The 25,100-nt window shown below is 57.3% G+C and carries 17 protein-coding genes and 4 pseudogenes; 8 read left to right on the plus strand and 13 right to left on the minus strand.

Going from position 1 to position 25,100, the window contains the following annotated elements:
* Positions 1-41: 41 nt before the first annotated feature.
* On the minus strand, positions 42-623 hold the full coding sequence (locus AZ34_RS00355) for an AAA family ATPase (protein ID WP_231495423.1): 582 nt from the start codon (positions 621-623) through the stop codon (positions 42-44).
* Between AZ34_RS00355 and AZ34_RS00365 the strand changes: the two genes are divergently transcribed.
* A protein-coding gene (locus AZ34_RS00365) for an IS3 family transposase (RefSeq protein ID WP_419670180.1) occupies positions 622-1,712 on the plus strand; the annotation gives its coding sequence in 2 pieces (ribosomal slippage) (positions 622-880 and positions 880-1,712; 1,092 coding nt in all). The two genes, AZ34_RS00355 and AZ34_RS00365, sit on opposite strands and share 2 nt — an antisense overlap.
* A 21-nt stretch (positions 1,713-1,733) precedes the next feature.
* Here the strand turns inward: AZ34_RS00365 and AZ34_RS18460 are convergent.
* Both AZ34_RS18460 and AZ34_RS17790 read right to left on the minus strand, forming a co-directional pair.
* Positions 1,734-2,120 (minus strand): AAA family ATPase, encoded by a 387-nt coding sequence (locus tag AZ34_RS18460; RefSeq protein WP_051509420.1) that lies wholly within the window; start codon positions 2,118-2,120, stop codon positions 1,734-1,736.
* Positions 2,117-3,166 carry a YiiX/YebB-like N1pC/P60 family cysteine hydrolase gene (locus AZ34_RS17790; protein WP_081767012.1) on the minus strand — a complete coding sequence of 350 codons (1,050 nt, stop codon included), beginning with the start codon at positions 3,164-3,166 and terminating at the stop codon, positions 2,117-2,119. Before AZ34_RS17790 ends, AZ34_RS18460 begins: the two co-directional genes overlap by 4 nt.
* A 44-nt stretch (positions 3,167-3,210) precedes the next feature.
* Here AZ34_RS17790 and AZ34_RS00375 point away from each other — a divergent pair, with 44 nt between their 5' ends.
* Positions 3,211-4,155, plus strand: a complete 945-nt coding sequence (locus tag AZ34_RS00375) for a hypothetical protein (RefSeq protein ID WP_035603535.1) — start codon at positions 3,211-3,213, stop codon at positions 4,153-4,155.
* A 148-nt stretch (positions 4,156-4,303) separates the two neighbouring features.
* Here AZ34_RS00375 and AZ34_RS17795 read toward each other — a convergent pair.
* Positions 4,304-4,450: pseudogene (locus AZ34_RS17795) on the minus strand (IS3 family transposase); the annotation flags it as partial.
* A gap of 13 nt (positions 4,451-4,463) precedes the next feature.
* Here AZ34_RS17795 and AZ34_RS18590 point away from each other — a divergent pair.
* Positions 4,464-4,601, plus strand: a pseudogene (locus tag AZ34_RS18590) (IS3 family transposase); the annotation flags it as partial.
* 119 nt (positions 4,602-4,720) lie between these two features.
* Positions 4,721-4,978 (plus strand): annotated as a pseudogene (locus AZ34_RS17800) (IS21 family transposase); the annotation flags it as partial.
* A gap of 16 nt (positions 4,979-4,994) precedes the next feature.
* On the opposite strand, the gene AZ34_RS00380 reads toward AZ34_RS17800, so the two are convergent.
* The 9 genes from AZ34_RS00380 to AZ34_RS00420 all read right to left on the minus strand — a co-directional run bounded on the left by AZ34_RS00380 (position 4,995) and on the right by AZ34_RS00420 (position 18,896).
* Positions 4,995-5,231 (minus strand): hypothetical protein, encoded by a 237-nt coding sequence (locus tag AZ34_RS00380; protein ID WP_035603538.1) that lies wholly within the window; start codon positions 5,229-5,231, stop codon positions 4,995-4,997.
* Positions 5,232-5,433: 202 nt separating this feature from the next.
* Positions 5,434-7,023: a DNA cytosine methyltransferase gene (locus AZ34_RS00385; RefSeq protein ID WP_035603542.1), complete on the minus strand. Its 1,590-nt coding sequence runs from the start codon at positions 7,021-7,023 to the stop codon at positions 5,434-5,436.
* A gap of 248 nt (positions 7,024-7,271) precedes the next feature.
* On the minus strand, positions 7,272-9,053 hold the full coding sequence (locus AZ34_RS00390; RefSeq protein ID WP_035603545.1) for a hypothetical protein: 1,782 nt from the start codon (positions 9,051-9,053) through the stop codon (positions 7,272-7,274).
* Positions 9,054-9,056: 3 nt separating this feature from the next.
* Positions 9,057-9,515 carry a very short patch repair endonuclease gene (locus tag AZ34_RS00395; RefSeq protein ID WP_035603548.1) on the minus strand — a complete coding sequence of 153 codons (459 nt, stop codon included), beginning with the start codon at positions 9,513-9,515 and terminating at the stop codon, positions 9,057-9,059.
* A gap of 13 nt (positions 9,516-9,528) precedes the next feature.
* Positions 9,529-11,316 carry an AIPR family protein gene (locus AZ34_RS00400; protein ID WP_035603551.1) on the minus strand — a complete coding sequence of 596 codons (1,788 nt, stop codon included), beginning with the start codon at positions 11,314-11,316 and terminating at the stop codon, positions 9,529-9,531.
* A complete protein-coding gene (locus AZ34_RS00405; RefSeq protein WP_231495424.1) occupies positions 11,313-12,287 on the minus strand; it encodes a PD-(D/E)XK motif protein in 975 nt (324 codons plus the stop codon). Before AZ34_RS00405 ends, AZ34_RS00400 begins: the two co-directional genes overlap by 4 nt.
* A gap of 10 nt (positions 12,288-12,297) precedes the next feature.
* On the minus strand, positions 12,298-15,192 hold the full coding sequence (locus AZ34_RS00410) for a Z1 domain-containing protein (RefSeq protein ID WP_035603558.1): 2,895 nt from the start codon (positions 15,190-15,192) through the stop codon (positions 12,298-12,300).
* A gap of 48 nt (positions 15,193-15,240) precedes the next feature.
* Positions 15,241-16,671, minus strand: coding sequence for an ATP-binding protein (locus tag AZ34_RS00415; protein WP_035603560.1), 1,431 nt, complete (start codon positions 16,669-16,671; stop codon positions 15,241-15,243).
* 47 nt (positions 16,672-16,718) lie between these two features.
* A complete protein-coding gene (locus AZ34_RS00420) occupies positions 16,719-18,896 on the minus strand; it encodes an RNA polymerase sigma factor RpoD/SigA (RefSeq protein WP_155831683.1) in 2,178 nt (725 codons plus the stop codon).
* Positions 18,897-19,781: 885 nt separating this feature from the next.
* Here AZ34_RS00420 and AZ34_RS00425 point away from each other — a divergent pair.
* From AZ34_RS00425 to AZ34_RS17805, 4 genes and pseudogenes are all read left to right on the plus strand, one after another.
* Positions 19,782-22,505 carry a DDE-type integrase/transposase/recombinase gene (locus AZ34_RS00425; protein ID WP_035603564.1) on the plus strand — a complete coding sequence of 908 codons (2,724 nt, stop codon included), beginning with the start codon at positions 19,782-19,784 and terminating at the stop codon, positions 22,503-22,505.
* Positions 22,502-23,662, plus strand: coding sequence for an AAA family ATPase (locus tag AZ34_RS00430; RefSeq protein WP_081767013.1), 1,161 nt, complete (start codon positions 22,502-22,504; stop codon positions 23,660-23,662). Before AZ34_RS00425 ends, AZ34_RS00430 begins: the two co-directional genes overlap by 4 nt.
* Positions 23,650-24,114: pseudogene (locus tag AZ34_RS18985) on the plus strand (TniQ family protein); the annotation flags it as partial. The gene AZ34_RS00430 and the pseudogene AZ34_RS18985, both read left to right, overlap by 13 nt.
* Positions 24,115-24,165: 51 nt before the next feature.
* Positions 24,166-25,032 carry a hypothetical protein gene (locus tag AZ34_RS17805; protein ID WP_231495425.1) on the plus strand — a complete coding sequence of 289 codons (867 nt, stop codon included), beginning with the start codon at positions 24,166-24,168 and terminating at the stop codon, positions 25,030-25,032.
* The last annotated feature ends 68 nt before the right edge of the window (positions 25,033-25,100 follow it).

Raw genomic sequence — 25,100 nt, forward strand, 5'->3', positions numbered from 1 at the left:
CGTTGTTTCTGGTCGCCTGCGGCCATTCAGCGGACGCGCCCTCAAGCCTTGGCCACGGGCGCGCGGCGTAGCACGGCTTGGCGCTGTTGTAAAAGGGCTTTCACGTCATCCGTCGGCACGCTGTCTCGGTCGTGCATGACTGCTTCCTTGACCGCATCGCCAACTGCGCGCGTGATCTCGGCGTGGCTCAGGCCCACAGCTTCGCTGGCCAACGCAAAGATGGTTTTGGCGGACTTGAGGTAGCCTCCAAGCCGCATGCGCAACAGCGCGCGCATCTCGTCGGCGGCCGGCACGTGGTACTCGACCAAGTCGTCAAAACGGCGGAACAGCGCCTCATCCAGGATGTCGACATGGTTGGTGGCGGCAACGATGACGCTGCTAGACTCATCCTGCTCGATCATCATCAGGAAGCTGTTGAGGATGCGCCGGATCTCGCCGACGTCGTTGGCCATACCGCGCTGGCTGCCGATGGCGTCGAACTCATCGAAGAAATACACGCCTCGCGTAGATGCGGCCGCGTCAAACACCTGCCGCAACTTGGCGGCCGACTCCCCCGACGTCCCCCCGGAATTGAGTAGCGGTTGAGCTTGGAGTCCAATCCCAAACGACAGGAGATTGGACATGAAGAAGAGGTTTACGGAAGAGCAGATCATTGGCTTCCTGCGGGAAGCGGAATCGGGTCTGGCAGTGGCCGAGCTGTGCCGACGGCACGGCTTCTCGGAGGCCAGCTACTACCTGTGGCGTAGCAAGTTCGGTGGCATGAGCGTCTCGGACGCCAAGCGGCTGAAAGAGCTGGAAAGCGAGAACACGCGGCTCAAGCGCCTGTTGGCCGAAGCGATGCTTGAAAACGAGGTGACGAAAGAAGCCTTGAGAAAAAAGTGGTGAGCGCACCAGCAAGGCGGGATCTGGTGCGCCACATGACAGGCCAAGGGCTGAGCGAGCGGCACGCACTGCTTGTCATGGGCATGAGCCCAAGCGCCTACCGCTACGAGCCTGCGGCGGACCGCAACTGCGGGCTCAAGGACAAGATCATTGCCCTGGCGCAACGCCACCGGCGCTACGGTGCCGGCATGATCTACCTGAAGCTGCGGCAGGCGGGTGAGCTCGTCAACCACAAGCGGGTGGAGCGGCTGTATGCGCAGGCGGGGCTGCAGGTGAAGAAGCGCCGACGCAAGAAGATCGCCTTGGCGGACCGCCATCCCCTGCATCGACCGACGGTAGCCAATCAGGTGTGGTCCATGGACTTCGTGTTCGACCGCACAGCCGAGGGGCGCAGCATCAAGAACCTGACGATCGTGGATGACGCCACTCACGAGGCCGTAGCCATCGTGTCAGAGCGGGCGATGGGAGGCAACCAGTTGGTGCAGATTCTGGAGCAGTTGGCGAACACCAGAGGCCTACCCCAGGCGATCAGGACAGACAACGGCAAGGAGTTCTGCGGTCGAGCCATGCTGAGCTGGGCGCATGCACGCGGGGTTGAGCTGTTCCTGATCGAACCTGGCAAGCCGAACCAGAACGCCTACATCGAGTCCTTCAACGGGCGCTTCAGGGACGAGTGCCTGAATGAGCACTGGTTCACCAGCCTGACGCATGCCCGTGTGGTCGTTGAGAACTGGCGCAGGGAATACAACGAGGAGCGACCCAAGCGATCCCTGGGCGGACTGACACCTTCTGCCTACGCCAAAACGCTGATGCAAAAGCAGTTAAATTAACCCGGACTCCAAAGCCGAGTGCTACTGAAATCGGGGGGACGTCGCCCCCATGAACTTGGTGATCAAGGCGTCCAGGCGAACGACAAACAGCGGGATCCCCAGCTCGCCCGCCAGTGCCGCCGCAGTCATCGCCTTTCCTGTTTCCGAGGGACCGACGAGCAGAAGCTTGCGTCTCGGGTGTAGGCCGTGACTGCGCAACTTGCTCAGATGCCGCTGCTCCTTCAAGACACGTTGCAGCCCCGCGAGCACCGGCTGTGCAAGCACCATGTCCGACAGTCGACTCGACGGGTAGGATGCGCTGAGCAGCGAGGCCAGTTCGCCTTTGGGGCGGGCCAGCGGGATGGCGCCTTCAACGGTACCTGCGTGCCGTCGCGACTTGGCGGCGTCGGGGCAGATTGACTGTCTCACGGGGCCAAGGTTTGCAGAAAGTTTCTTGCTACGGTGATGCGCCTCTGTTCCAAATCAACCAATTTTTCGTACAAATTAACCATTATTTGAAAATAAAGAAGAGGGGTTTCCTTTAGGCGGAACTGATATGCAAAGAGCATTTCTTTCCGCGATCGAAGTAGATTCGAGGCCGATTCAAATTCTCGGCGCGCAAGCTCATTTTTAGCTTCTATGGACTCATTGAGTGCTAAGAATTGGTCGGTGTTATACCGCCAAGGATTCTTGGCTAAATCAGTTTTCCAGAGCTCTAGGTAACCAGAATCTCGGAATATTTTGGAAATTGCATCATCGTGGATTGGCTGTTTTTCGATGTAAGCATCGATATCGTTCAATGTTTGAATGTCTAGGCCCGTCAGTTTTCGTGCCTGTTCCAGAATGCGATTTGTCACCTGAGCCTGCTTCTCTAGCGGACTCGGACTCTTGGCGAAAGAGACTTCGTTTCTTGTTGCTGATCGAATCGAGGCCTTGACTGTAAACAGTACCCGAGATCTCAGAAAATCATCTGGGTAGCAATAATCAGTGTTTGATACTAGATCAACACCAGCGTGTGAAAATGCTTGAGCAACAAGGCGTGAGCAAAACTGGCGGTCGACTTTTGCCTCCTTGTCGCTGGACCTGTACCATTTTGATTTAACAGCTTCAGGCACGGAGTATTGTTTTCCTATCTGAGAACGAGCGTATGAACAGGCGCTCTCCAAAACCGAAGCAGCTGTGCTGATTGGCTTAAGACGTAGGATCGTTGCATGATCATTGTTTGTAAAAAGTAGCCTTTGAGGGTTACCGGAATGAACCCCCGTTCTGTCCGAGTGTATATAGCTGTCAGTGGCAACGAAGAGAATGGCATGGGAGTAGGTGCTACCTGTAGCTACCCGAATCTTCTTGCTGATGCCACCAACCTGCTTAGTGAGCACAATGTCTCCTGGCCGAAGAATTTTGGTGTCAAGAAGGAAATATGATTGCATTTCGAAATGGCGTATCGATTTTTTTGCTAATTTCTTGAAATCCATAAATTGAATATCATCAATGTCAGAATATTCTGATGAGCCATTCAATGATTCCTCTGCCCGATGTGTTCCGATGCCTTTTCCAAACCTTCGATGGTTCAGCAGTCAAGGAGTTCCGGAAATTTCTGAGCTCTCAATCAGTAATAAAGAAATGGCTCATTACGGCTGATTTTTGTGTTCGCGACAACGAAAAGAGTAATAGCGCGTTCGCCTTCACGGTAGTTCCATATGACGCATACCTTGCAGAAATGCAGGAAGAGATTCGACAAGCTTTACCCAAGGATATTAAGAAGACGAAGGAAATTAGTCAGTGCGGACTGGATTTGCTTGTGAATCCTCGGAGATTCCATTTCGCATTCATCTTCGACCACCCACCGGATTTGTTTTCTGCTCCGAACAGAGACGCGCGACTAGAGGTTGCTCGAAATAGCCTCCAGCAAGCCATCGATCAGCTAGCTGAGATTGAGAGGCCTGCCGATCAGTTGAAGCGTCTTAAGAGACTCAAGCAGCAGTCTCTCGCTAAAGGATTCAATGTCAATCTACTATCTGATCTGACTCTGCTGGGGCTTCTATTTTCCTTTGTGACTCTTGTGCTGCAGCGTGAGCGGGAAAATGAGCTGATAGGTTGGTTTCCTGATCGAGACAATATGACGACATGGGAAGACGGTGTGGTTTGGGATATAGCGCTGGAATCGTTGGCCGGACTTGGTGAAAAATTTTCCATTGCTATGCCCTCCCGGCCTATCTGTGTTGGCGCTCCCCCAGAGGGAGATGTGGAGGCTCTTTGGTTCGATGATTTAGTTCGATTGCCGGACTACATTGCCGGGCTTTTTGCTAGTTGGAATTTTGAGAAAAATCTGATTGATGTCAAACCGAAATACAAGCAGCTAGCGACAGGAGTCGCTGCTGTTGCAACCAATTTGGCGGTATTCAAACTTCGCTATGACGCGGCTTTCCAGGCTAGTCGCTTGGTTTTTAGTCCGGAGCAGTAGGCAGCGATTGATTTGTCAGACCGCAGATTGGAGACTTGCCACTGCCACTGCCACTGCCACTGCCACTGCCACTCCACGTCACCGTGTGGTTCGGTATGCAAGTTCGGAGTTCGGTTGCGCTATGTCGTTGTGAATCGCCCAGGATCTGCTAGACACATTCGAGCCGTTGGGAATGTTGCATCTCGAACTCTACCGGAGAGACGTTGCCGGATGTGGAATGGCGACGTTTCGGGTTGTAGAACATCTCGATGTAGTTGAACACGTCAGCCCGTGCATCCTGACGGGTTGGGTAGATCTAGTTGGCCGGCTACGAGACATTCGAAGATGTTGCCACGCGGCTACCGCGCTTCATCGAAGAGGTCTACAACGCCAAGCGGCTCCACTCCGCACTCGGCTACAGATCACCCAACGAATTCGAATCTCAACTCGCTCAGCAAGTGGCTTAGTTCCGACAAGCCTCTTGGTTCAGTCCGAGGGGTTCACTCCATTGGAATAGTAATTTCCATCCAAATTTGACCCACGTAGGCCCTACCCTCCGAGCTTTAAACGCGGAGGGAAATTTGGAGTGATAGACGTGGCGACATTGAATGTCATCAGGCGTTGGGCACTGCGAGAACAGATGTCCATTCGCGAGATCTCCAGGCGTACAGGCGTGGCTCGCAACACAGTGAAGAAGTACCTGCGGTCGGAGGAGACCGAGCCCACCTACACAAGGCGGGTCAGCCCAAGCAAGCTCGATCCCTATGCCGAGAAGCTGGCCAGTTGGCTAGGAATCGAGGCAACAAAATCGCGGAAACAGCGGCGCAATCTGAAGCAGATCTACACAGCCAAGCCTTATTTCAGGCCATGCCGACCACATGACGCATGTTAACCCTCTCCATTGCCGTCCCAAGGTAGTCAGCCGAGCAGCCCTCAATAAGACTGGCAACCCACCAAGCACCGAGTTTCAGTGCGATCTCCAGGGAATCCAACAGCTCGTCCTGGGCCGCGTCCGGACACTTGATATTGACCAGTTCACCTGTGTCGAGCACCAAGGTTGCGCGATAGTCACTCGATGAGGGGGTGCGGTTTTTCATGTGATCTCTTTTCCAATGCATCGCTCTCACTAGATACGGCCCGCACTGAGTAGGACTAGCGTTTAATTTCTTTTTTTGAATCGACCTTGTAACCAAAGTGGTTGGTTAATTCAGCTAAAGGAAAGAGGTGTCCAATTACCCCGGGGCGATTCACTTCCATCGTCAACTACCTCTGCTAGTTTGGCAGCGATATAGATGTTCCCTAACTACGGGATGACAACAAGAACTTGAGGACCGTTTTGGCGATCTTATTGGCGAGGAGAGGCGGAACCGCATTTCCGATCTGGCCATATTGCTCCGTCCGGCTCCCTTCGAAGAAGTAGTTGTCCGGGAAAGTTTGCAGGCGGGCGGCTTCGCGGACCGTGAGACTGCGACACTGCGAAGGGTCAGGATGAATATAGTAGTGCCCGTCTTTCTTGATGTGCGCCACGACAGTCGTGGAGGGGTCGCCTCCAACCTGGACGCGAAAACGGTCAGCAAAGGGGATGGATTTACTGTCCCCTTCGCCCGTAATTTCGTCTTCATCTTCGTCCCGCTTCAAATTTTCATGATCGGGCAGCATGCGTGGAGGATATGCTCGAAGCTTGGGGGAATAACCAGTGGATTTTGCGAAGCATGAAGCGAAGAGGTAGCGTTGAAGGTCGGTCCGCATGTGGCTTCGGGACTCGTGCTGGAGTACACCTCCTAGACGAGGGTCGATGAACCACTTCTTTAGTTCGTCCGGCATCGATCCAGTTGCCACGTTCTTCATTGGCATGAAGGCTGCGCCTGAACTGATATGCGCCAAAGCCTTCTTTTGACTGTCCGCCATCAAGGTTTCAATCCGCATTCGAATCGGCGACCGCCACATTTTGAGTCCTTGCGAAGCATCGCGCAGGACTCTAAGCCAGGCTTCGTACGAATCTGGCTCTTTCGACAACTTGCTGCGCAGAGCAGGTAAGCCGGCGAGTGCATCGTTGACGCAGACCTTGGCGCTCGACTTTTTCATGAGGAACCAACGCGGGTGGGCCTTTAGGTCCTGGGTTGATTCGGCCACATCAGATCGGATTCCGAAGAGAATGACACGGTGGCGACTTTGAGGAACGCCATAGCTGTCGGCCTCGATCACGTAGTCTTTGGGGCTGAGCTGTTCGCCAGCGACCACAAGCGAACGCACATCGTAGGTCAGCCCCTCACTTGGCTGTCGCAAATCGGCGAGGATGCGGTCGAAGATGGGCGAGCCGCCATGCTTGGAATTGAGCATCCCCTTGACGTTCTCCATGACGAAGACCGCAGGCTTGAATTCCTGGATTATTCGGAGGTATTCGGTGTAGAGGAAATGGCGCTTGTCGGCCTCGAACGCCTTGGGATCCTTGCCCCTCATTTTGGACCGGCCGGCGAGAGAGTAGGCTTGGCACGGCGGTCCGCCTATGAGCACCCATTCCCTATTGCCGCCAAGGGCTTCCCTGATCCAGCCGTCGATTTGTTCGTGAGGCGTCTTGCCTAGCTCGGCTAAGCGGGCCTCTTTAGCGGCTTCCTCGGCAGCCTCCTTGATGTCGGGATGCGCCAAAAACTGCTCGCGCTTGATCGAACCGCGGATGTAGTCGTAATAGGCCTGCGGGGCTTTGCCTTTGGGGAACTTTCGGAATAGTGCGCGCAGCATCAGCGTGCGATGGGCGACGGGATCTTTCTCGATCGACACTTTGACCGCGAATCGGCGCACGCCTGTCTTGTCCACGATGGACGAGAAGCCCTCGCAAAGTCCGCCGGGACCGGCGAACAAGTCGATCACCGGTATCTCACTGCGCGACATCGATTGTTCTTTTCAAGTATCCAAACCAAGACCCATCCGAAACGCGGAGGGAAAGCCAAGGCCCAATTTCGGCAGGTTTGTATCTTATCTCGATATTCGAGGCCATTTTGATCTAAAGCAGACTGGCTAGACGAAGGCCGCGCCTGCCTCCGCAGAGGCCTAAGGCCGGCTCGCTTTTGCCAATACCCAAGCCTAGTCCCATAGGTCGCCTAATCGCTCCATGCTGCATTCTTCGGTCGGGTCTTGCCTTACTCAGTACGATTCCAAAAATCGTGGACGTAGAGCGTGGCGTCACCGATGCGAAACACGGCCGGCATCGGGTGAATTTGGGGCACTTGCCCGTACTCTTGGATCAGTCTGGCATGAATATCTTTCAACGTGCGCTCCGTAGGGCCGACTTCCGCACGGACTCGAGCGAACTGGGGCCAGACTGCCATAGCCAAGTCGGGCGCGTTGGTTTTGACGCCATAGCCTTGCGTACGGACAACCGCTCTCGATACCGCGAAGAGGAATATGCTCTTGGCCGCCTCACGCCGCTTCTTCTTAAGGCGAAGCGATTGGTCCAGCGCGGAAACGCCGTTCTCCTCGATCCACGACTTGAGCTTGTTGGCCCAATCTGTCAGTTCGGCCGATAGGTTCGCTGCCTTGCTTCGGAGTTGGCGCACATCGTTCATGGAATAGTCCTGCCACTTCAACTGGAAGAGTCCCACGTCGCCGGTTAGGCGGTCATAGACGACTGCGTCGATATCCGTCAGAAGCGATCCGGCGCGGCGCAACTTGAGGCTGCCTGGGAAGCAGGCGTATCGATTGCCGCCGAACATGCGATACAGCTGGCCTCGCATCCACTCTTCACGGTCCAGCGCGACAGCATGCTCCGTTCTTTCATCCAGCCATTGGCGCTGGGTCTTGATGGCGACGAATGGATTGCGTGTGATGCACGAGACGGGCCTCAGGACAAAGCCGTTGCCCAGATCGAACAACAACGGAATCAGAGGGGTTGTATGGTCCGCCAGCTTCTTCACCTGTTCAGATGTCATTGCCAACACATCGAAGGCGTGATGGACGACGTTGGCGGTTCTGTGGCTCATGAGGGAGATAGTTTCCTCTAGCTCCGCACGCGATGTCCAGATGGTCAGGCTCTGGGGCAGCGACACACGGTCAAACAGCCTTTTTCCCACTGTCACGCAAGCGAAGTGTTTTGCGTGGAGGCTTATGAGCGCTGCGCCGATGGCGACAATGTCGGCTCCGGTTATGGTGCCAAGCCTTGCCTTGGGGTGAATGCCAGCCGCCTCGCGCCAGCGCCCAGCCATGTCCATCGCCGCAGCCATGTAATGCTCGTCAACTTCGATTCGGGCGTCGTAGGCCAACATCACGCCGCGTCCTGTGTCCCATGGTTTCACAAGCGGTTTGATGAGCTCCTCTAGGTCGGGCCTGAGCCAGCGCTTTGCTGGCGTGTCCTCGCGAGCCAAGTAGTTTCCCGGCATGTCGGGATAACGCAGCGCGTCTTGCATTGAAACCATAGACCACCCCGAGTCCGATGGTGACAAGTGTTCTTCTGCCGCCTTGAATCGGTCCATTTCAGCGGAGTCGGCGAATTGCGCTTTCGCCTCCGCGTCCATGCGGAAATGAAACTCGTTGCCTTCCCGGTCTATCTTCATGATGCCGCTATCGCCCAAGTCGGCGAGTCGACGCAGCAGCCCTACGATGCCGAGGTTCTGCATTAGCTCGGTCGCGTATTCACGAGATTGCTGAGTGCTCTCCATGAGAAGGAAAGCGCCGGGCTGCTCCAACGGGTCAAAGAGCTCGGCGATGGCTCGGTTCCACCCCCAATACATCAAGTCAAACGATTGCGCGATTTGCTCGTTGTCCCCGATCACCGTCAGGGCATGGGTTCCCCAATAGTCCATCGTCCGGACAATTTCGACGAAGAGAATAAAACGCTCCGTCCTGTCTGTGGGAATGCGCTTAAGAACTCTTGCCAAATGGGCTTCGGCCAGGACTCTGAGGGCTTGCGCGGTCGGATCGGCCATGGCTCAGACTCGCGACGACGCGCCGATCTCGCCAAGTGGCTCGCTGCCTTCAATCCAGGCGCTCATGGCGGCTTGCAGGTCAGCGGCGGCGTGAACATCCCGCGTTGAGCATTCCCAAACGCACAGCACCCTCCAGCCCTGCTCGCGAAGCTTCGCGGCGGCGCGGCTGTCGCGCGCGGCGTTGGCCTCGAGCTTGACCTTCCAGAACTCTGGACGGGTGGAAGGCATCTTGGCAAAGCGGCACCCTTGGTGGAGGTGCCAAAAGCAACCGTGGACGAAGATGGCAACGCGGCGGCCCGGCATGACGATGTCAGGTGAGCCGGACAAGTCCTTTCGGTGCAGCCGGAAGCGGTAGCCGGAGGCGAAGAGCATTCGGCGGACGATCAGCTCCGGCCTGGTGTCCTTGCCCTGGATACCCGACATCATCCGGCTTCGGACATGGGCGGGCACCACATCGACCATGGATCGCGCGACCTCAGGCCGTCTTCACTTCGGGGATGTTGGCGGCAGGCGCAGAGTAGGTCGCGCCAAGAACAGCCGCCTTGCACTCAGGCTTCTTGGCCCACTCGGACACCATCTTGCCGTGGGCGCTTTCGCGCAGCGCGTCGTTGACCTCCCTGGACCATGTCGCTATCTGCCTCAGTAGCTCAGGCGACAGGGCTTGGTTGTTCCAAATCCTGTCGAGGTCGATCCGGTCGCCAAGCTGCTGGGCCAGCAGCGAGACCGTGTACGTGGCGACGTTGACTTGGAAGGCTGCAAACATAGGCCGCATCAGCTTTTGGGCGTCGCGGTAGATTTTGGCCTTGACCATCATCGCCTTGAAGTCGGCCACCTTCGGCTCGGGGATGTCCTGCCCATAGGTGGCGGTCAGCTCCGCCATGAACTTGTCGAAGTTCTTCTGTGTGCCCAGGCTGACCACGTCGGGTTTGACATCCCAGGTGTTGAGGTAACGAGCCAAATCAGTCTTGGTGATGCGCCGAGCAGGCGGGATCGACTCTTTAAGGGCTTTGAGCTTGGCAGGGGTGTTGCCGGAGAGCGATAGCAGGGTGTTGTAGCTGCCGGCCGCGCGCTCGTAAAACCACTGGCTCACCCCATCCGGGCAATAGACGCTGCGCGAGAGCTTCTCGATGGCGATGTGGAAAGGCTTGTTGGCCGACAAGTCCGACTGCTTGACTGCGTTTTGACTGTTAGCGTATCGGGAGATGTCAGAGATCAGGGTCTCTTCCTGCACGGGGTCCTGGGTCCGCATCACGATGATCTTGGCCGGGACAAATACGCGGCTCAGATCGGTCTCGGGGAATTTCCGCTTGGTGAAGAAGATCGACGCCGTGGTCTGTCCTCCGTTCACGATTTGCAGGCCTCGGAGCAACGAGATGCTGTCGCTGCCGCTGGCAGACTTGACGAGCGCGATATGGTCGGCCACGACCACGATGCCGTTGTTGTAGGCCATGAAGCGCCCAGGATCGTACCGCAGCGTGCTCTGGATGCCCGCGTTGACACCTTTACCCTTAATACTCAGGAACGAGCGGACGTTGGCTTCGAGGAGGCGCGAGTCGAACTTGGCATACAGCGCCTGCAAGGCGATGGCGGGGATGGCCGCCAAGGCGTAGTCGTAGTCCTCACCGTCGCTGCCAGGGACGAATACGCAAGGCAGCGGCGCGCCGCAAAGCTCGTTGAAGTTGGCGATCAATTCGTCGCGCGGCTTGCCCTCGGACACTTGCCGATAGAGGCGCTCGGTGTCCATAACCTCCAGGCGCACCGTTTTCCCATTAATCTCGCGCGGCTTGAAACTCTTAGTCTTGGCGACCTTGTCCGTCAGCACAAACACCCGAATCTGATCCAGGCCATCGTAGATTTGCTGGAGCTTGACGGCCAGCTCGCGCTCGTCACTCGAATCCTCGAGCTTGGCGGCCATGGTCCCGTTTGCGCACAAGGTTAGAAACCGCAAACACTGCTCCACGGCCGTCTTGGTGTCACCCTCGGGGATGTAGGCGATCTCCCTGACTCCCTCATACAGGCTGATGAACAAGTCGAGCTGGTCCTCGTCCTCGGAAATAGAGTAGCCGCTCAGGCGCAAGATGGCGTTGCCGGTCCGGCCCTTGTAATGGCAAACCACCGGGTCGTTGTAGGTCATACCAGCGTCGGCCAAGTGGTTCATGACGATGTCCGAGAAGACATACTCCTCGATGGGCATCTCTTCGCTGACTTGTGAGTCGATGTCGTCTTGCAATTCGTTGAGAAACTCCAGAATCGCGGTGCTCATAAGACTCCCAGTTTCTTCAATGCCAAATCGATGCCGATACCCGCGCCAAGCGCCTGCTCCAACTCCACGTGGTATTTTGCCCCGGTGACGCCTAGCGGCACGCTTCCCAGCGTGAGCCTTGGAAAGCCTGGGCCGACCTCGGCGAGCCGCATGCCCGCGTCGCTGAACTTGCGCGGATATTTGTCTGAGTGGGCGTCGAAGTAGCCGGCGGCGATGACCTTGTCGGAGAACATGCGCGCCGCGTCCGCGCTGCCGACGAGCTGTGCGCGCACGGACTCGACCCACTGCGGCAGGTTCAAACCAGAGGCGCTTTGGGCTAGGCGCGCTCCTGCCAGAAAGAGCGGCTGCAGCGTGGAGTCGTCGAGCTGGTTCAGTGAGCCGATGTGAGCCGGAAAGCCGATGGGCGAGACAGTGGCCTTGACCTCGATGGCACCGGTTCCGAGCTCGAAGTCCTGGTTGGCATCTTGCGGCCCCACCCATGCGTTCATGACCACATCGGGGGCCACGCCTGCGGCGATGATGGCCGACAGCACCGCGAGCTCGCCGACTAGGCCGATTTCGTTTTCAGGCGAGAGGACCTGCGCGCCTTTGCGCATGAATTCTTGCCAAGCGCGCACGCGTGCCAGAAAGGCTCTGGCCAGCCGCTGCGGGTTCGCCGTTCCTTCGGATTCCAACGCCACCACGACATCGCTGGCCATCGCCAGGAAGAGCTCGACGCCGCCGCTGAGTTTGCGCGTGAGCGCGAGCCAAGCCTTGCCATCGCCTAGATCGACGTGCTCGACCGCGAAGCCTTGGCCTTCGGGCAGCTTCTCGGCAGTCGGGATCGACAGGCCCGTGAAGCCAGCGAGGATGGCTTCCTCATTGTCGGGGCTGCGCCGGGCGGCCAAAAGCGAGCAACCTGGCGGAGACACGATGGGGATGGAGCTCCATCCAGCAGACGCGGCCGTGCCAGCCAAAGAGGCCCAGGCCATGACGATCTCCTCATTCGGACGCGCCATAGTCCAGTTCCCACTGTTTCCAGATCAGGTGATCGACCTTGTATTCGACTTTGACGCCCGACTCGCTGGCCGGGAAGCTCACCCCGAAGCCGATGATCGGATCAGTGCGCGTCTTGAAGACGTCCTTGCCAGCTTGCGCAGGGTCTAAGGCATAGAGGAGGAGGAGCCCGCGCTCAGGGGCCGCAGGCACCCCATCCGCGCCCATACCGCGCGCGCGGCGGATGGCCGGACCGTTGGGCAGGTCTGGCTCCTTTTGGACCACGCCGTTCTTTTGCTTGGCGGGGTCCGGCTTCCAGCCCTTTTTGGTCGCGGCCAGCGCCGCCGACCAAGCCGCTTCATCCAGATCGATCGCCTCGTCGCGTGGCGACAAGAGCCTTCCGATGGAATAGCGGTCGTCGAAAGAGGAGTTGGCCGAGCGCTGCAGCGCGCCGTCGATGGTCCAGCCGCCCTCGAAGGTGTATGGCGCGCCACGCCCACCCGCGATCACTGCCACGGTCCAGCTCGTGAGCTCGTTGGACTTGGTCATCATGCTGCGCACAAACTCTGCCAGTAGCTTGCTGACGACCTTGTGGGCTTTGGGGTGCGAGACGAATGCCTCAAAGAAGTCGGCCACGCTGTCGCCAGGAACCGCGTTCCACAAAAAGCCGCTGAACTCCTGGACCACGCCCGCGCGGTTCCTGATGATGGGGCTGGACTCGGCAGGCTTCCCCATCGAGCCAATGAGCTTGTTGGCCGCCGCTAGGTTCTGGTTGAGCCGCGTGTCGTCTTTGAAGAAGGCGATGGTTTCGAGAAGCTCGCCGGAAAAGGATAGATAGAGGCTCTTGGCCGAACGCATTTTCAAGGGCGATGTCACCAGTAGCACCGGATGCGACTGCACTTTGAGGCCGTATTCCTTGGGCGTCGCGCCGCTTTCGGCCATCGCGTCGAACTCCGTCCGCAACTCCTCGGAGGCGTCGGCGATGTGCCCGAACCACTCGACTAGGTCCTCGGTGGTGTAGAGCCGGCAGAGGTCCACGTAGCCGGGGCGGTAGCCAAACCAGCGCCCCATCTGCATCAGCGTGTCATACATCTTGGTCGTGCGCACGAAGTAGCTTGTGCTGAGGCCTTCGAGGGTCAGGCCTCGCGCGAGCTTGTCTCCTCCGATGGCGATCACTTTGAGGCCATGCTCCTCCTGCTCCGAGTAGTCAAGGGCGTCTTTGGCCGTGCCATTGATGGTCTTGATCTTGATGTCGGCAACCACGTCGGGAAGGGCGGCCAGAATGGCGGGCCAATCGGGAACCGCCAAGTTCTCGCCGGGCTCCTCGATAAGGCTGGCGACTTCGGCGCAGGTGGGAATGAAGTCGGTCTCCCACAGAGCTTTCAAATCATTCTCAAGCGCCTCGTGGTCGATGCGCCGGGTCAGCCGCTGGACCATCCCCATGACGTATTCCTCGACTTGGCGGAACACTTCCTTCTGGACCTTGGTGAAGCGCGTCACATGGATGAGCATGGAAGCGTGCTCCTTGCCTTGCCCGCGCAAGGTCCGCGCCGCGCATGCCAGCGCGAACGAATGGATGGCCTCTTTGAGCGAGGGAGGCAAGATGTCTTGCCCCAAGTAGGCTGGCGGATGATCCTTGTTGTGCTTGGGGGGCATCCAACCGCTGGGCTCGTCGCCGTTGACGTAGTCGGACACGTCGCGCATCAACGGAAGGCCGCCGACGCGACCCTCGGGGCCAAGCAGCCCAAACACCCGAGCCGGGCCGACGTAGTTCGAGGGGGCCGCCAGGTTGACGATGAACGACTGAGGGAACAGGTCGGGGCCTTCGTCGGTGGTCGCGTTGCGACGGTGGATAAAGATATTGGCAAAGGGCGTGGCGGTATAGCCAACGTAGGACTTCCTGTCGAAGGCATGCAGAATGCTTCGGATCAGGCCGTTGATGGCCTTTGGCTCGTGGTCGTCATCGGGTTTGCCGTCCAAGTCGATGACTTGCTCGCCGGTGTCCACCGAGGCGTTGTCCGCCTCGTCGTCGATGATCAGGAGCGGCAGCTTGGTGACGATGCGGCGCCCCGTCTTTAAATCCGTCGTATCGGCTACATGCCCACGAATCCATTTGAGGAGCTGTGTGAGGACCGTCTTGTTCTTCTTGACCACGAACAGCCAGGGCTTCTCTTCCGGCGATATGGCGAAGTGCTTGGCGACAGCGGAATTGAAATCACCACGGTCGGCCCGCGTGGTCGCGCAGTGCGGATGGATCGCCGGATCACTGTCGATGGCGCCCACTCCCAACGGCTTGCCGGGGTCGCGGTTCTCCGAGGTCTCGTACCCCAGGAACGTCTCCTCGAGCCGAATTTGGGTCTGCGAGCGCAGGTTGTTGTGCAGGCCCGCCAGCACGATGATGATTTTGTAGCCGGCATCGGCCGCCTTGCACACCAGCCCTGAGTAGTTGCCTGTCTTACCAGACTGGACGTGCCCCACGACCAAGCCCCGGCGGTCCCACGGGCCTGACCTTTTAGGGTCTTCCAAGAGACCAAGGATGTGGTCGGTCGATTTGTCGAGCGCGCCGACCACCTCCACCGACATCTTGAGCTCCAAGAACCGCTGGTAGCGCGGCCAGTAGCGCCAATCCTTCTTCTTGGCGGCGACCAGCCAAGGCAAGTGGCCCTCGTCGTCTTGCAGCGTAGTGTCTTTGCCGATCCAGTGGCTAAACCGCTGGATTAAGACACCGATGGCGGCGGCCGCGTCGGCCTCCTCGAACGGCGCGACGTTCAGGATGCTGGCCGCGAGCTTGACCTTGGTGGCAATGGCGGCTGGCGTGATACCCACGGTCTCGCGCTCGGCCTCGAGCATGAGTTGAGCCATGTTGATGACGGGCAGCAAGGATTTTTCGGGTTGCGGCATGGCGTTCTCGTTCTTTTAGGAGCTTGGAGCCTAAGGCGGGTCCTCGGCCTAGAGTTTGTCGATCAACGACGGAAAATTCTGAAAGGGGTCGGTGGACAGCAAGGCGCGCTTGGCGAGATCAGGCGCCATGCCGCGCCGTCCGACCATGTCTTGATAAATGGTGTTCATGACGGCGACTATCTCGGCAGGAGCCTCCCCGGCGAACGCTGTGCGCGGCGTCTCCTTGTGCTCCGCCGTGTCGAGCCAGATGCGCTGCACCGGCACCGTCTCCTGGATGACGCGAAGCATCGCCTTGACCATGGGCAGCAGGGGACCGGCTGCCTCGGTGACGGCGGCAATGGCCGGGTGCTTCTCGTCAATGCGGTAGCGGATGCCCGTGGCTGTGTGGTCTACCCGCCAAGCCTGCTCGAGCGGGGTACCGGTAGGACTGGGCGTGGGGCTGCCACGGTAGGCGAACACCTTGCGTGCTCGCTCGCGGGCATGCTCCGCCAAGGAGGTGAGCCAGGACCGAAGCGCCACCGGCGGGCGTGCGGTGGACTTCTTGATGTCGATCTTCCAAGCGGCATCGGCGGTGTTGGGGATGTCCAAGCGAATGCGGGCGAGGCGGTGCGACTCCTCCCGATTCCACGCGCGGCCAGGCCCGAGGCCGAGCCAGCCGCCGGCAAGCAGAAGCCGCTCGTTGCGATAGATGTAGAAGCCTTGCTGGGCGGTCCACCCGTTTGGGCCCGCTCCCGCCTTCCATTCGTCTTCAGTGAGCTTGTCCTTGTGCGGCAATACGAAGCACTCGACCTCCACCAAGCCCTCTTGGGTGTGCTTGCGCCCCACTGGCGAGGACCACGAGCGACCGGTCATGAAGGGATCCCACGGAGCGATGGGCCTGTCATTGATGAGGATGCAAAGCCGGGGCCGGGGCCCTTGGATGAGCCGGTGGAACACCATCGCAAGGTGAGCTTCGACATGGTCGGCCATGTTGAGGAAGTCTTGGACCGTGTAGCCCTCAGTGACTATGCGGTCCAAAAGCTCCCACAGGACGAGCGTGCCGTTGGTCTTGCCCTCGAGCGCCGAGATATGGGCTTCCGATCCAAGAGCGGGGCCTTCAAACATTAGCCACTTCGCCTGGGGCAGCGCCGCGAGCTCGCGCAAATCCCAGCGCAGGCAGCACGAGGCACCATCCTTCACAGTCGCCACGGTCAGGCGCCGGCACTGTGAAAGTGATGCAGTCTTCATGCCCATGCCAAAGCGCCCAAGGTCGGTCGCCGCGCGCTTGTCGAGCGGGCTCTTCTCGCCCAGCGTCATCGCGCTTTCAAGCTCCGGGTCGCTCATGCCGCCGCCGTTGTCGAGGACAGCGATGCGACTGTCCAAGCCATCCCACGCAAGGTCGATGCGGACTTCCGTGGCGCCGGCCGAGATGCTGTTGTCAATGATGTCGGCCAGCGCGGTGGCTGGCGAGTAGCCCATCCCTCGAAGGGATTCGAGCATGGGGGTCGCACGCGGCGGTGCCTCCCTCGTTTTGGTTGGATGCGGGATCATCGCCAGTAGCCCTTCCCGGCCTCGCGCGCAAAGCCCAGCTCCACGAGCCTCGGGATCAAGATCTGCATGTGGGCCTGCTCGTCGTCATCAGCCCGAACCCAAATCTTGCCGCTGCTTCCCAGCCTATCGTCCTCGACGGTAGCTTTCACTCTCTCGGCCAGTCGCAACGCCTTGTTTACGGCGATGGGAACCATCCGCAAAGGCCCGATGGGCAGCATGTTCTTGGTTGGGTCGGTTGGCACCGGTCCGCCGCTTTCGCGGTCGGCCGCATCGACCGCCGGCTCCGAGCCTTCCGTGCGAGAGCGAACCCTGCTGGGGTCCAGAAGTCCGGCGCGCGTCGGATGCCGCAATTTTGCAAGCGCCTTATATTCGATTTGCCGGACGCGCTCGCGCGTCACCCCTATCACCATGCCGATCTCGTCGAGGGTGTGTTCGGCCATGCCGCCAAGTCCGAAGCGCTGGCGAATGATCCGCTCATCCTTGGGCGCAAGACACTTCAGGGCCGTGTCGATGGCACCTTCGAGCTCGCGCTCGGCCACTGTCTCCATCGGATCGGGGTCAATCAACTCATGCGACACGCTCGGATCCATGCGTACGTCGATGTCAGTCTCCTCCAAAGGCAGTGGTTCCAAGGCCATGCACATCAGCGCGGCGGCCTTGTGCTCAGTCAGGCCGACCGTGGCGGCGATCTCGCGCGGCTCGGGAGCCCGCCCCATCCGCTCCTCGAACGCTTCGGACTCACGGACTAGACGCTGGGTCTCGTCGAAGACGTAGACAGGCAGACGGATCGTCCGGCACTTGTCGGCGATAAAGCGGCCGATACCTTGGCGCACCCACCAAGTGGCAAAGGTGGAGAACCGGAAGCCGCGCCGCCAATCGAATCGGTCCACCGCACGCAGCAAGCCGATGTTGCCTTCTTGGACTAAGTCGCCGAGTGGCTGACCGGAGTACATGTATTTTTTTGCCTGGAACAGAACCAACTTCAAATTACTGATGGCCATCCACTCGCGCTTGCGGCGATATGTGTCCATGGCTCGTTTGAAGTCGGATGCCGCATCGGATTTATCCAATGGCGCTTCGTCAGCCAGCTCAAGCAAGAAGGTGCTGGCGACTCGCATGGATGCGAGCAGGCTTCGCGCCTCGCTCCATGCTGGCGAATTTTGGCTGAGGGCAACGTCGACGACGGACAAGTGCTCTGCGGCTGCGAAGAATTCAGCGTCACGGGTCTCGGATCTAGAGTCCGAGCTTGGATCGCCTTCTGTGTCGTCGTCGACCGCGCTTGTCGGGGATTTGAATTCGGGGGCAGCATCGATCGTAGCGTCCGTGTCTCGGATCAAAGGCAGGTCATGTCGCGGGCCTGCACAAAGCCAGCGCATGGGCAAATTGCCTGCTTGGACGGCCCGGACCGCGCCGAGCAAGCGCGAGATGCCGGCAGGCCATGCAGCGAGCGCATTGAGCGCCGATTCGAGACTGGCCTCCATGGCTTGACCGATCTCGATTTCCTCTTCGGCGCTCAGCAGCCGGTGCCGCTGCGCTTCGCGTTGATACAGGTAGAAAGGATCGAATTGTGTGGAGGTTAGTGTCCCGATATGCGCCAACGCATCGGTCAGCTCATCTTCCTCCTCGGGTGTCTCGTCTGGATCGACATAGACGGTGGAATCCTCAAATGCTTCTACCCGTTCCAACCGCTCATCGGTCTGGCATCCCATATCCGCCAGGACCATGCGATAGACAGCCGCCTTCACTTCGTCCTGCGCGCTTTCCGGGTCACGCGCAAGCTCGACCACTTCCTCGTCCGGCACGCTGCCTTCACGCAAGGCACGTAGAAACAGCTGCCTCAACCGCGCGTGAGCTTCTGGATCGACAATGACCGAAAGAAACGAGGCGTTGTCTGGCAAGTAGGCGGATAGATCGCCCCAGTCTGGCCAAGTGTCAACAGGGACATGCTTGGCCAACTCTACCTGCGCCGTCCTTGCCGCCTCCCACACTAGGGGGTCGTCGGGTAAAGCCGGTGCCTCAACCTCTGCTTCCCAAGCGTCCAGAGTAGATGGCGGCACGAACTCACCGGAGTCGTTGGGCCTCAGGGGAGGCAACGAGCCAATTTCCACGGGATTGACGACAAAGCTCGAGGCTTGGTCAGAAAGAGGTTGCATCGAAGCGGCTTGGGCGCTCACGAAGCACTCCTCTCATCGCAGGCGCTGATGACGCCATTCCCAGGGCACCACTCACGCGCGAACACATCCGCAAACGATGTGCGCTGAGATAGGCGAAACCCTCGTGCTGTCCCTGTAGCCATTTTGGCTCTGTGAGTTTGTGCCGTTACAAATTCTACAGGTCTGACCTGCCCCCCTTTAGACGCACCAATCAAAAGTGGAAGACCGAGGACAAGATTATTCGATGAGCTTTTAGATCAATGGAACGTGAGTGGCATCGTAATACCGCCAAGGTCATACCAATGTGATACAGAGCGTCGATCCAGTTTTCGCTCACAGGCTAATTGCAGAAAATTCCTTTGAAATTCTCAATCTAGTTATCCTGCATTGGTCGCTTAGGCTGAACAAGGATGTGGCAAATAGCATGAGCCTGGCCTTATGCAAAAAAGGCTGGCTGGTGAGTTGAGGCAACACCTACTTATATCAACCTCAGATATATATATCTTCGCAAACTGAATTTAAGCAACACCAAAGAAATGATATTACCAATCTTCTGGTTGATTGCAATAGGAATGCCCACTAGCATGCGCCGATTGCACGCTGCCTTACCGGTAGCCCATTCTTCATGAGAGTGATAAATCCCCAGGAGGATTAATGAGCTAAGAAGTAGCCATGGCCCAAGGCAAGGCCCGACGGTTGCCTATGCGTTCGACAAAAAAAGGTCGAAAAAAAGCCCGGTCCGACTGCGAATCAGACCAGGCTTCTACACGGGGATTCCGTGATTTCTTGGTGAAGGCACTTTAGCCACCTTTTTCAAGGTGGTCAATCCCCTGCACACATTTTTTAGCCGCTCGTTCAATGCGTCGCCATTGAGGGGTAGTGCTTTGTCAAAGTACAGGGGTCGACATGTCGCAATCTAGCTTCGGAACCAAAACGCTTGTCACTGAAGGGCGATTTGAGCGCTTCACATTGAACAAGCTAAACCAGTTTCTTTTGGAATTTCCTGTCTCTGAGGCTGGCAAGGATTACATCGATCGCGCATATCTCGCTCCATCGCGAAATGTGCAAGGCGGCACTCGCAATGTGGTGAGCGACATTCCGTGCCCCAAGATGGGTGTCGCGATGCCGACCGAGTCGCAGTCTGTTGAGTTCAAGTTCTGTCTAGCCCACATATTCAGCAGCCAGATTCTGGGCTACCTAATGCAGCCGCCCTCACTTGAGTTGCGATATCTGGGACGGAACGACAAGAAGGTGCGAAGCCTCTACACACCAGATTGCGCGCTGTTTGATTGGCGCAGCGGCGTCTACCTCGAGGAATACAAGTCGGCGTCAGATCGCGAACATCTATTGCGGCTTCACCCTGGGAAGTACGCGCAGGCAAATGACCGCAACTTCATTTGTCCACCCGCTTTAGACGTAGTCCATCCTTGGGGGTTCAGATTCCGCGTGCGCTTTGATGATGAGATCCACGCCATTGGCCACGCAAACCGTCTCTTCCTTTTTAGCTACCTCGGCGTCGAACAAGTATTTGACTGGCATCAAATTAAGGAACCGTTGCTTGGGAACTTCACGGGCCATGGATACCGTTCGTACGACGACCTCGTTACCGCAGGTGTCAACGCAGACGACTTGAACTGGGCCATCGCCACCGGGCACTTGCACATCGATTTTGATGCTGCGCTCTTGGATCGTGAACCCGATCGAGTCAACGTTTTTACCTCTCGCCTACTGCTGGAGTCATGGAACCGTGCCATTCGTCTCAATGGCTCACGCCCACCTTCTCGCACCATCAAGCCGGAAGCTCTGTCGTCTGGCAGCCGAATCGTATTCGACGGCAGCACATTATCTGTAGGCGTGGTTGGTGCGACGGCTCTACACGCCTTTGACGAGAGCGGGAAAGCCATCTCCCTTACATACGGTCAGCTCAATTCAGCAAGGGAAGCAGGCATCCTTGCCTTACCCTCCGACATAGCCAACGTTGCGATTGCGGGGCCCCTCTGGACGGCATCGCCCAAGGATTTGCAACGTGCACTGCGCAAGTTGACGATCCTGGAGACGCTTGATCGTGGCGAAAAATTGAGTCTAGAGGATCAACATTCCGCTTCCGCTATTCGCCGCTGGCGCAAGAAAGTTAGTGAGGGCGAATCGGCGGGACTCTCAGCAATTGAGTCCTTGATTGACAGCTCCGGTGCGCGTGGATTTCGCGGCCCACACATTGATCTTCAGCATCACGATATGTTAAATCTCTGGCTGGAGAAGCGTCTAAGCGATCCCACTTGTCCGACCACAGAGTTTTTATATGAGGAGAGCAAAGAGAAATCGATCGCCCATGGCTTTACTCCCGTTGGTAGATCTGCGTTCTACGTCCGCGTAAAGAACATCCGCTCCGTCGAGACCATCAAGAAATCTGCCGGGCACAAAAATTCATACCAACTGGCTCCGAGCTATTGGATGCTCTACCGAGAAACTCCTATGCATGGAGTCCGGGCAATGGAGGTGGTTCACATCGATAGCACTTTGCTCGATATAGAAACGAGCAGCTCCATCTCGGGAGAGGCTTTAGGTCGTGCGTGGCTCACCCTGGCAATGTGCGCAAACACTCGTCGCGTGGTTGGGATGTACCTCTCGTACTCCCCGCCCAGCCATGTCAGCAGTCTCATGGTTCTCGCTGACATCGTTCGTAGGACGGGTCGTCTCCCCGACGCAGTTATTCATGATTGGGGCAGTGAGTTCAAGGCCAAGTGCCTGTGGTACGCCCTTACTTCACTACAGATCACTCATCACATCCGACCCAAGAGTGCTCCACGTTTTGGCGCTGTCTTGGAGCGGGTATTTGGCATTACAACTTCCGAGTTGCTTGCCAACACCACGGGAAATACAAAACTCAGAAAGAAGGTTCGGAGCATGTCGCCCCTGGTTGATCCCAGTCGATTCAATGGCCTTTGGTTGGCGGATCTATACGGAAAACTTGAAGAGTATTTCTTTGACGTCTACGACACGCGCAAACATCCCGCAACCAATCTCACACCGCGGGATGCCTACAACCAATCTCTCTTAGTTCATGGCCACAGGATTCACAGGTGCCGGAACCTGACGTCCATTCTCCCGATCATCCTTCCGCCTCCGTCGTCCTCACGGGGTAGCCGCATTGACCCCGCACGCGGCCTGTTTGTCAATGGCCGGCACTATGGCCATCCACTTTTGGCGAAGCTAGCTCTCAAGGGGTCCAGGCCAGAAATCCGTATCAACCCTTTTGACCCCAGCACCATCCTTGCGTTCCTTGATGGTCAGTGGGTCACGTGCAACTCCAACATCTCTGCACAGATCTCTCGACTTTCTGAACCTGTTTGCTTTTGCCTTTTCGAAGAACTGCGCATGGAGCGATTGATCGTGAAGAACGCCAAATCCAGATCACGAGCTCGCGTCCTGGCGCTGTGCAAATCTTTGAATGAGAAGGCGTTGAAGAACATAGCCTATTGGGAGAGCGCTGAAGCCCAGGCCACCCTAGAAATTACAGATCTGGGCGAATCGGAAAGCGAAGCCACAGACACTTCTGCCTACACCCGCCTACACGAGAAGGTCCGCGAATCTGTCGCCAGACATTTGCAGCTGTCGGGGAGTGCAACATGAAGATGCAGTCTCTCGTCCCGGCCTCAGTACTTGCAAGCTCGAATGCCGAGCGCGAACAGTACTTCAGCTCGACTGTCGTCGAGCACCCTTACATGAAGCGCGCCTTGACAAGGCTGAACGAAGCCACTTCGGCTTTCGATTCTCAGCGGATGATCCTCCTACTTGGTGGAGCCGGTGTGGGGAAGACCGCTCTTCTGGAAGCACTCGTCTCCAAAAGATTCGACGCACGAAAGGAGGAGATGCTTAGCGATCGGCGTCGTGTCCCTGCCCTGTTTGTCGAACTTGAACCCCCGGTCACTGGCAAATTCTCCTTCGTTCCTTTTTATCGGGAGGCCCTTGGATTGATGAACGCGGCGGCCATCGATAAAACACTGCCTATTTCTCAGAGGAGACCTGGACGAGATCAAATCCTGTTTCACACGGTAGATGCCAAAGAGTTGAATACCTCAGGCGAGCGACTGAAGATTCGGTTCCGAAACAATCTCATTGACCGTCAGGTTGAGATTGTTGCTCTTGATGAGGCGATCTTCGCATTTGAGATTGGCTCGAGTAGCTCTCATGAGGATCGACTAAAGCACGTCATAACCCAAGCCAATCATCTCCGCTCGTTCATCAACAAGTCTCCAACAACTTTTATCCTCGCAGGTGCTCATGATTTCTTCGAACTGACAGTCAGTACTTCTCAACTTGCACGGCGCAGCTCCATTGTCCACTTCGAACCCTATGGGATGGACAACGAAGGCATCAGTGGTTTTACCGGCGCACTGATTGAGCTGCTTCGGCACTTACCTGTCGAAAATGCTTTCGAACTCCATGAGCACGCGACCGAACTCTTACTTCAAAGCCTGGGCTGCATCGGAAACTTGAAGGACATTCTGAAGCGTGCTTTGAGTCTCTCCCTTCAACGATCAGTCCCTCTCAGCTTTGCTGTATTGCGGGAATGTTTTCTGAGTCCCCCGGCTCACGAGGCGATCCGCCAGGAAATGGTTTCTGGCACCAAGAGGCTCTCAACCTTTCTGAGCAATGCTGATCTCGCACGACACATGCTCGAGGAGCCACGCAAAGTTTCAGTGCCTGTTTCTACCACCAAGAAGTTAAAGCCTGGCGAGATGAAACCGTCGTTTCGGAGGGAGGCGACAGACAAATGGGACTCTTGAATCACCCGAGCATCTTGGCCACTAGATGCTCACTACTTCCGCCAGCGCCTCTTCCGGAAAGCCAATCCTGCCGAGAATCGATTCAGTCTTATGTGCGCCGCATCTGCGCCAAGAACCAGATTCACGTTTCGACTTTCGTATCTGAGGCGAAATCAAACACTGCAGCCGACTTGGCGAATCGAATTCAGCTATCAAACGGCTGCACTCACCTCATCTCCAAAGGAGGAAAGACATCTGCTGCTTGGTTATCTGCGCTAGAGGCCTTGACGATCGTTCAATCTCCTTGGGATATGACAACGCGTGATCTCACATCTCTGACGGGTGTTGGTCGACTTGTCCTCACGCGAGCACGCCGTTGGTGCCCGATGTGCCTTGAGCAAGACATTTTGTACTTTGAACCCTTCGAACGATTGCTATGGACCATCAACGAGGTTCACGCGTGCCACATACACCGCTGCCTGCTCACGTCCCGCTGTCCGCGTTGTGGAAAAGGCGACTTACTTATGTTGCAGGGGAAAGACAACCCTGGCCAGTGCGTGCATTGTGGTGCGTGGCTTGGAGGATCTGCGCGTCTTTTAGACGAGGATCGCGATGGATTGTCCAAATATTTGATTTGGGTTGCACGGTCTTTTGCTGACCTGCTCGCAAACCCAGTGGCGGCGACCACAGACGCCGGCTCAGGTTTTCGAACCACACTGCAGAAGATTCGAGACTTCCATTTCCAAGGGGTCAGCGCTCATCTGGCTTTATCCCTGGACCGGAATAAATCGGTGATTGCCACCTGGCTTTCGCGCGGGAGCGCTCCTAGCTGGCAAGCGATGAGCACCGTCAGTTATGCATTTCATGTCCCGTTGCAAGAAATGCTCACGGGTAGCAAGGACTGCATTCCCGTCTCTTTTCACAGACCACTTCCGCTTTTGGTCACCAGTAGTCATCGGCCCAGGCGACGCCCACAGCGGACCGATATCCCTTCCCTTCTAAAGCTCTTTGCTCGCGTACACGCAGGCGAACTCCCACACATCCAGACTCTTACTGCGCTATCACCTATTCTCAACATCTCTGTAAGGGAGATGCGTCGGATCGCAAAAAATGAAACTCAAGCAGTTGCCGAGGTCCTATCTTTAAGGCGTAAGCGCGCCCAAGAAAAGAAGGATCTCGTGCGCAAGAATGCACTGACATTCGAGGCTTTTCGTATCGTGCAATCTTTCTATGAGCTTGGGCGGCACCCAAGCCGTCGAGCAATAGAAAAAGAGCTCCGGCTATTAGGCTACTCGATGCGACGAAAAGAGTACGAACTCATTGCTCAAATTCGCAATGAGGTATTGAAGGGACAAGGGAGGACTGCTGCCGCATATGAACATCGCGGGTAGTACAGCCCGAATAATGTAGTATCTGCGGGTAGTGCTACCGTAAAACCACCCGTCCGGGAAGCCGACAC

This window comes from Hylemonella gracilis str. Niagara R (genome assembly GCF_000600295.1).
GTDB classification, from domain to species: Bacteria; Pseudomonadota; Gammaproteobacteria; order Burkholderiales; family Burkholderiaceae_C; genus Hylemonella; species Hylemonella gracilis_A.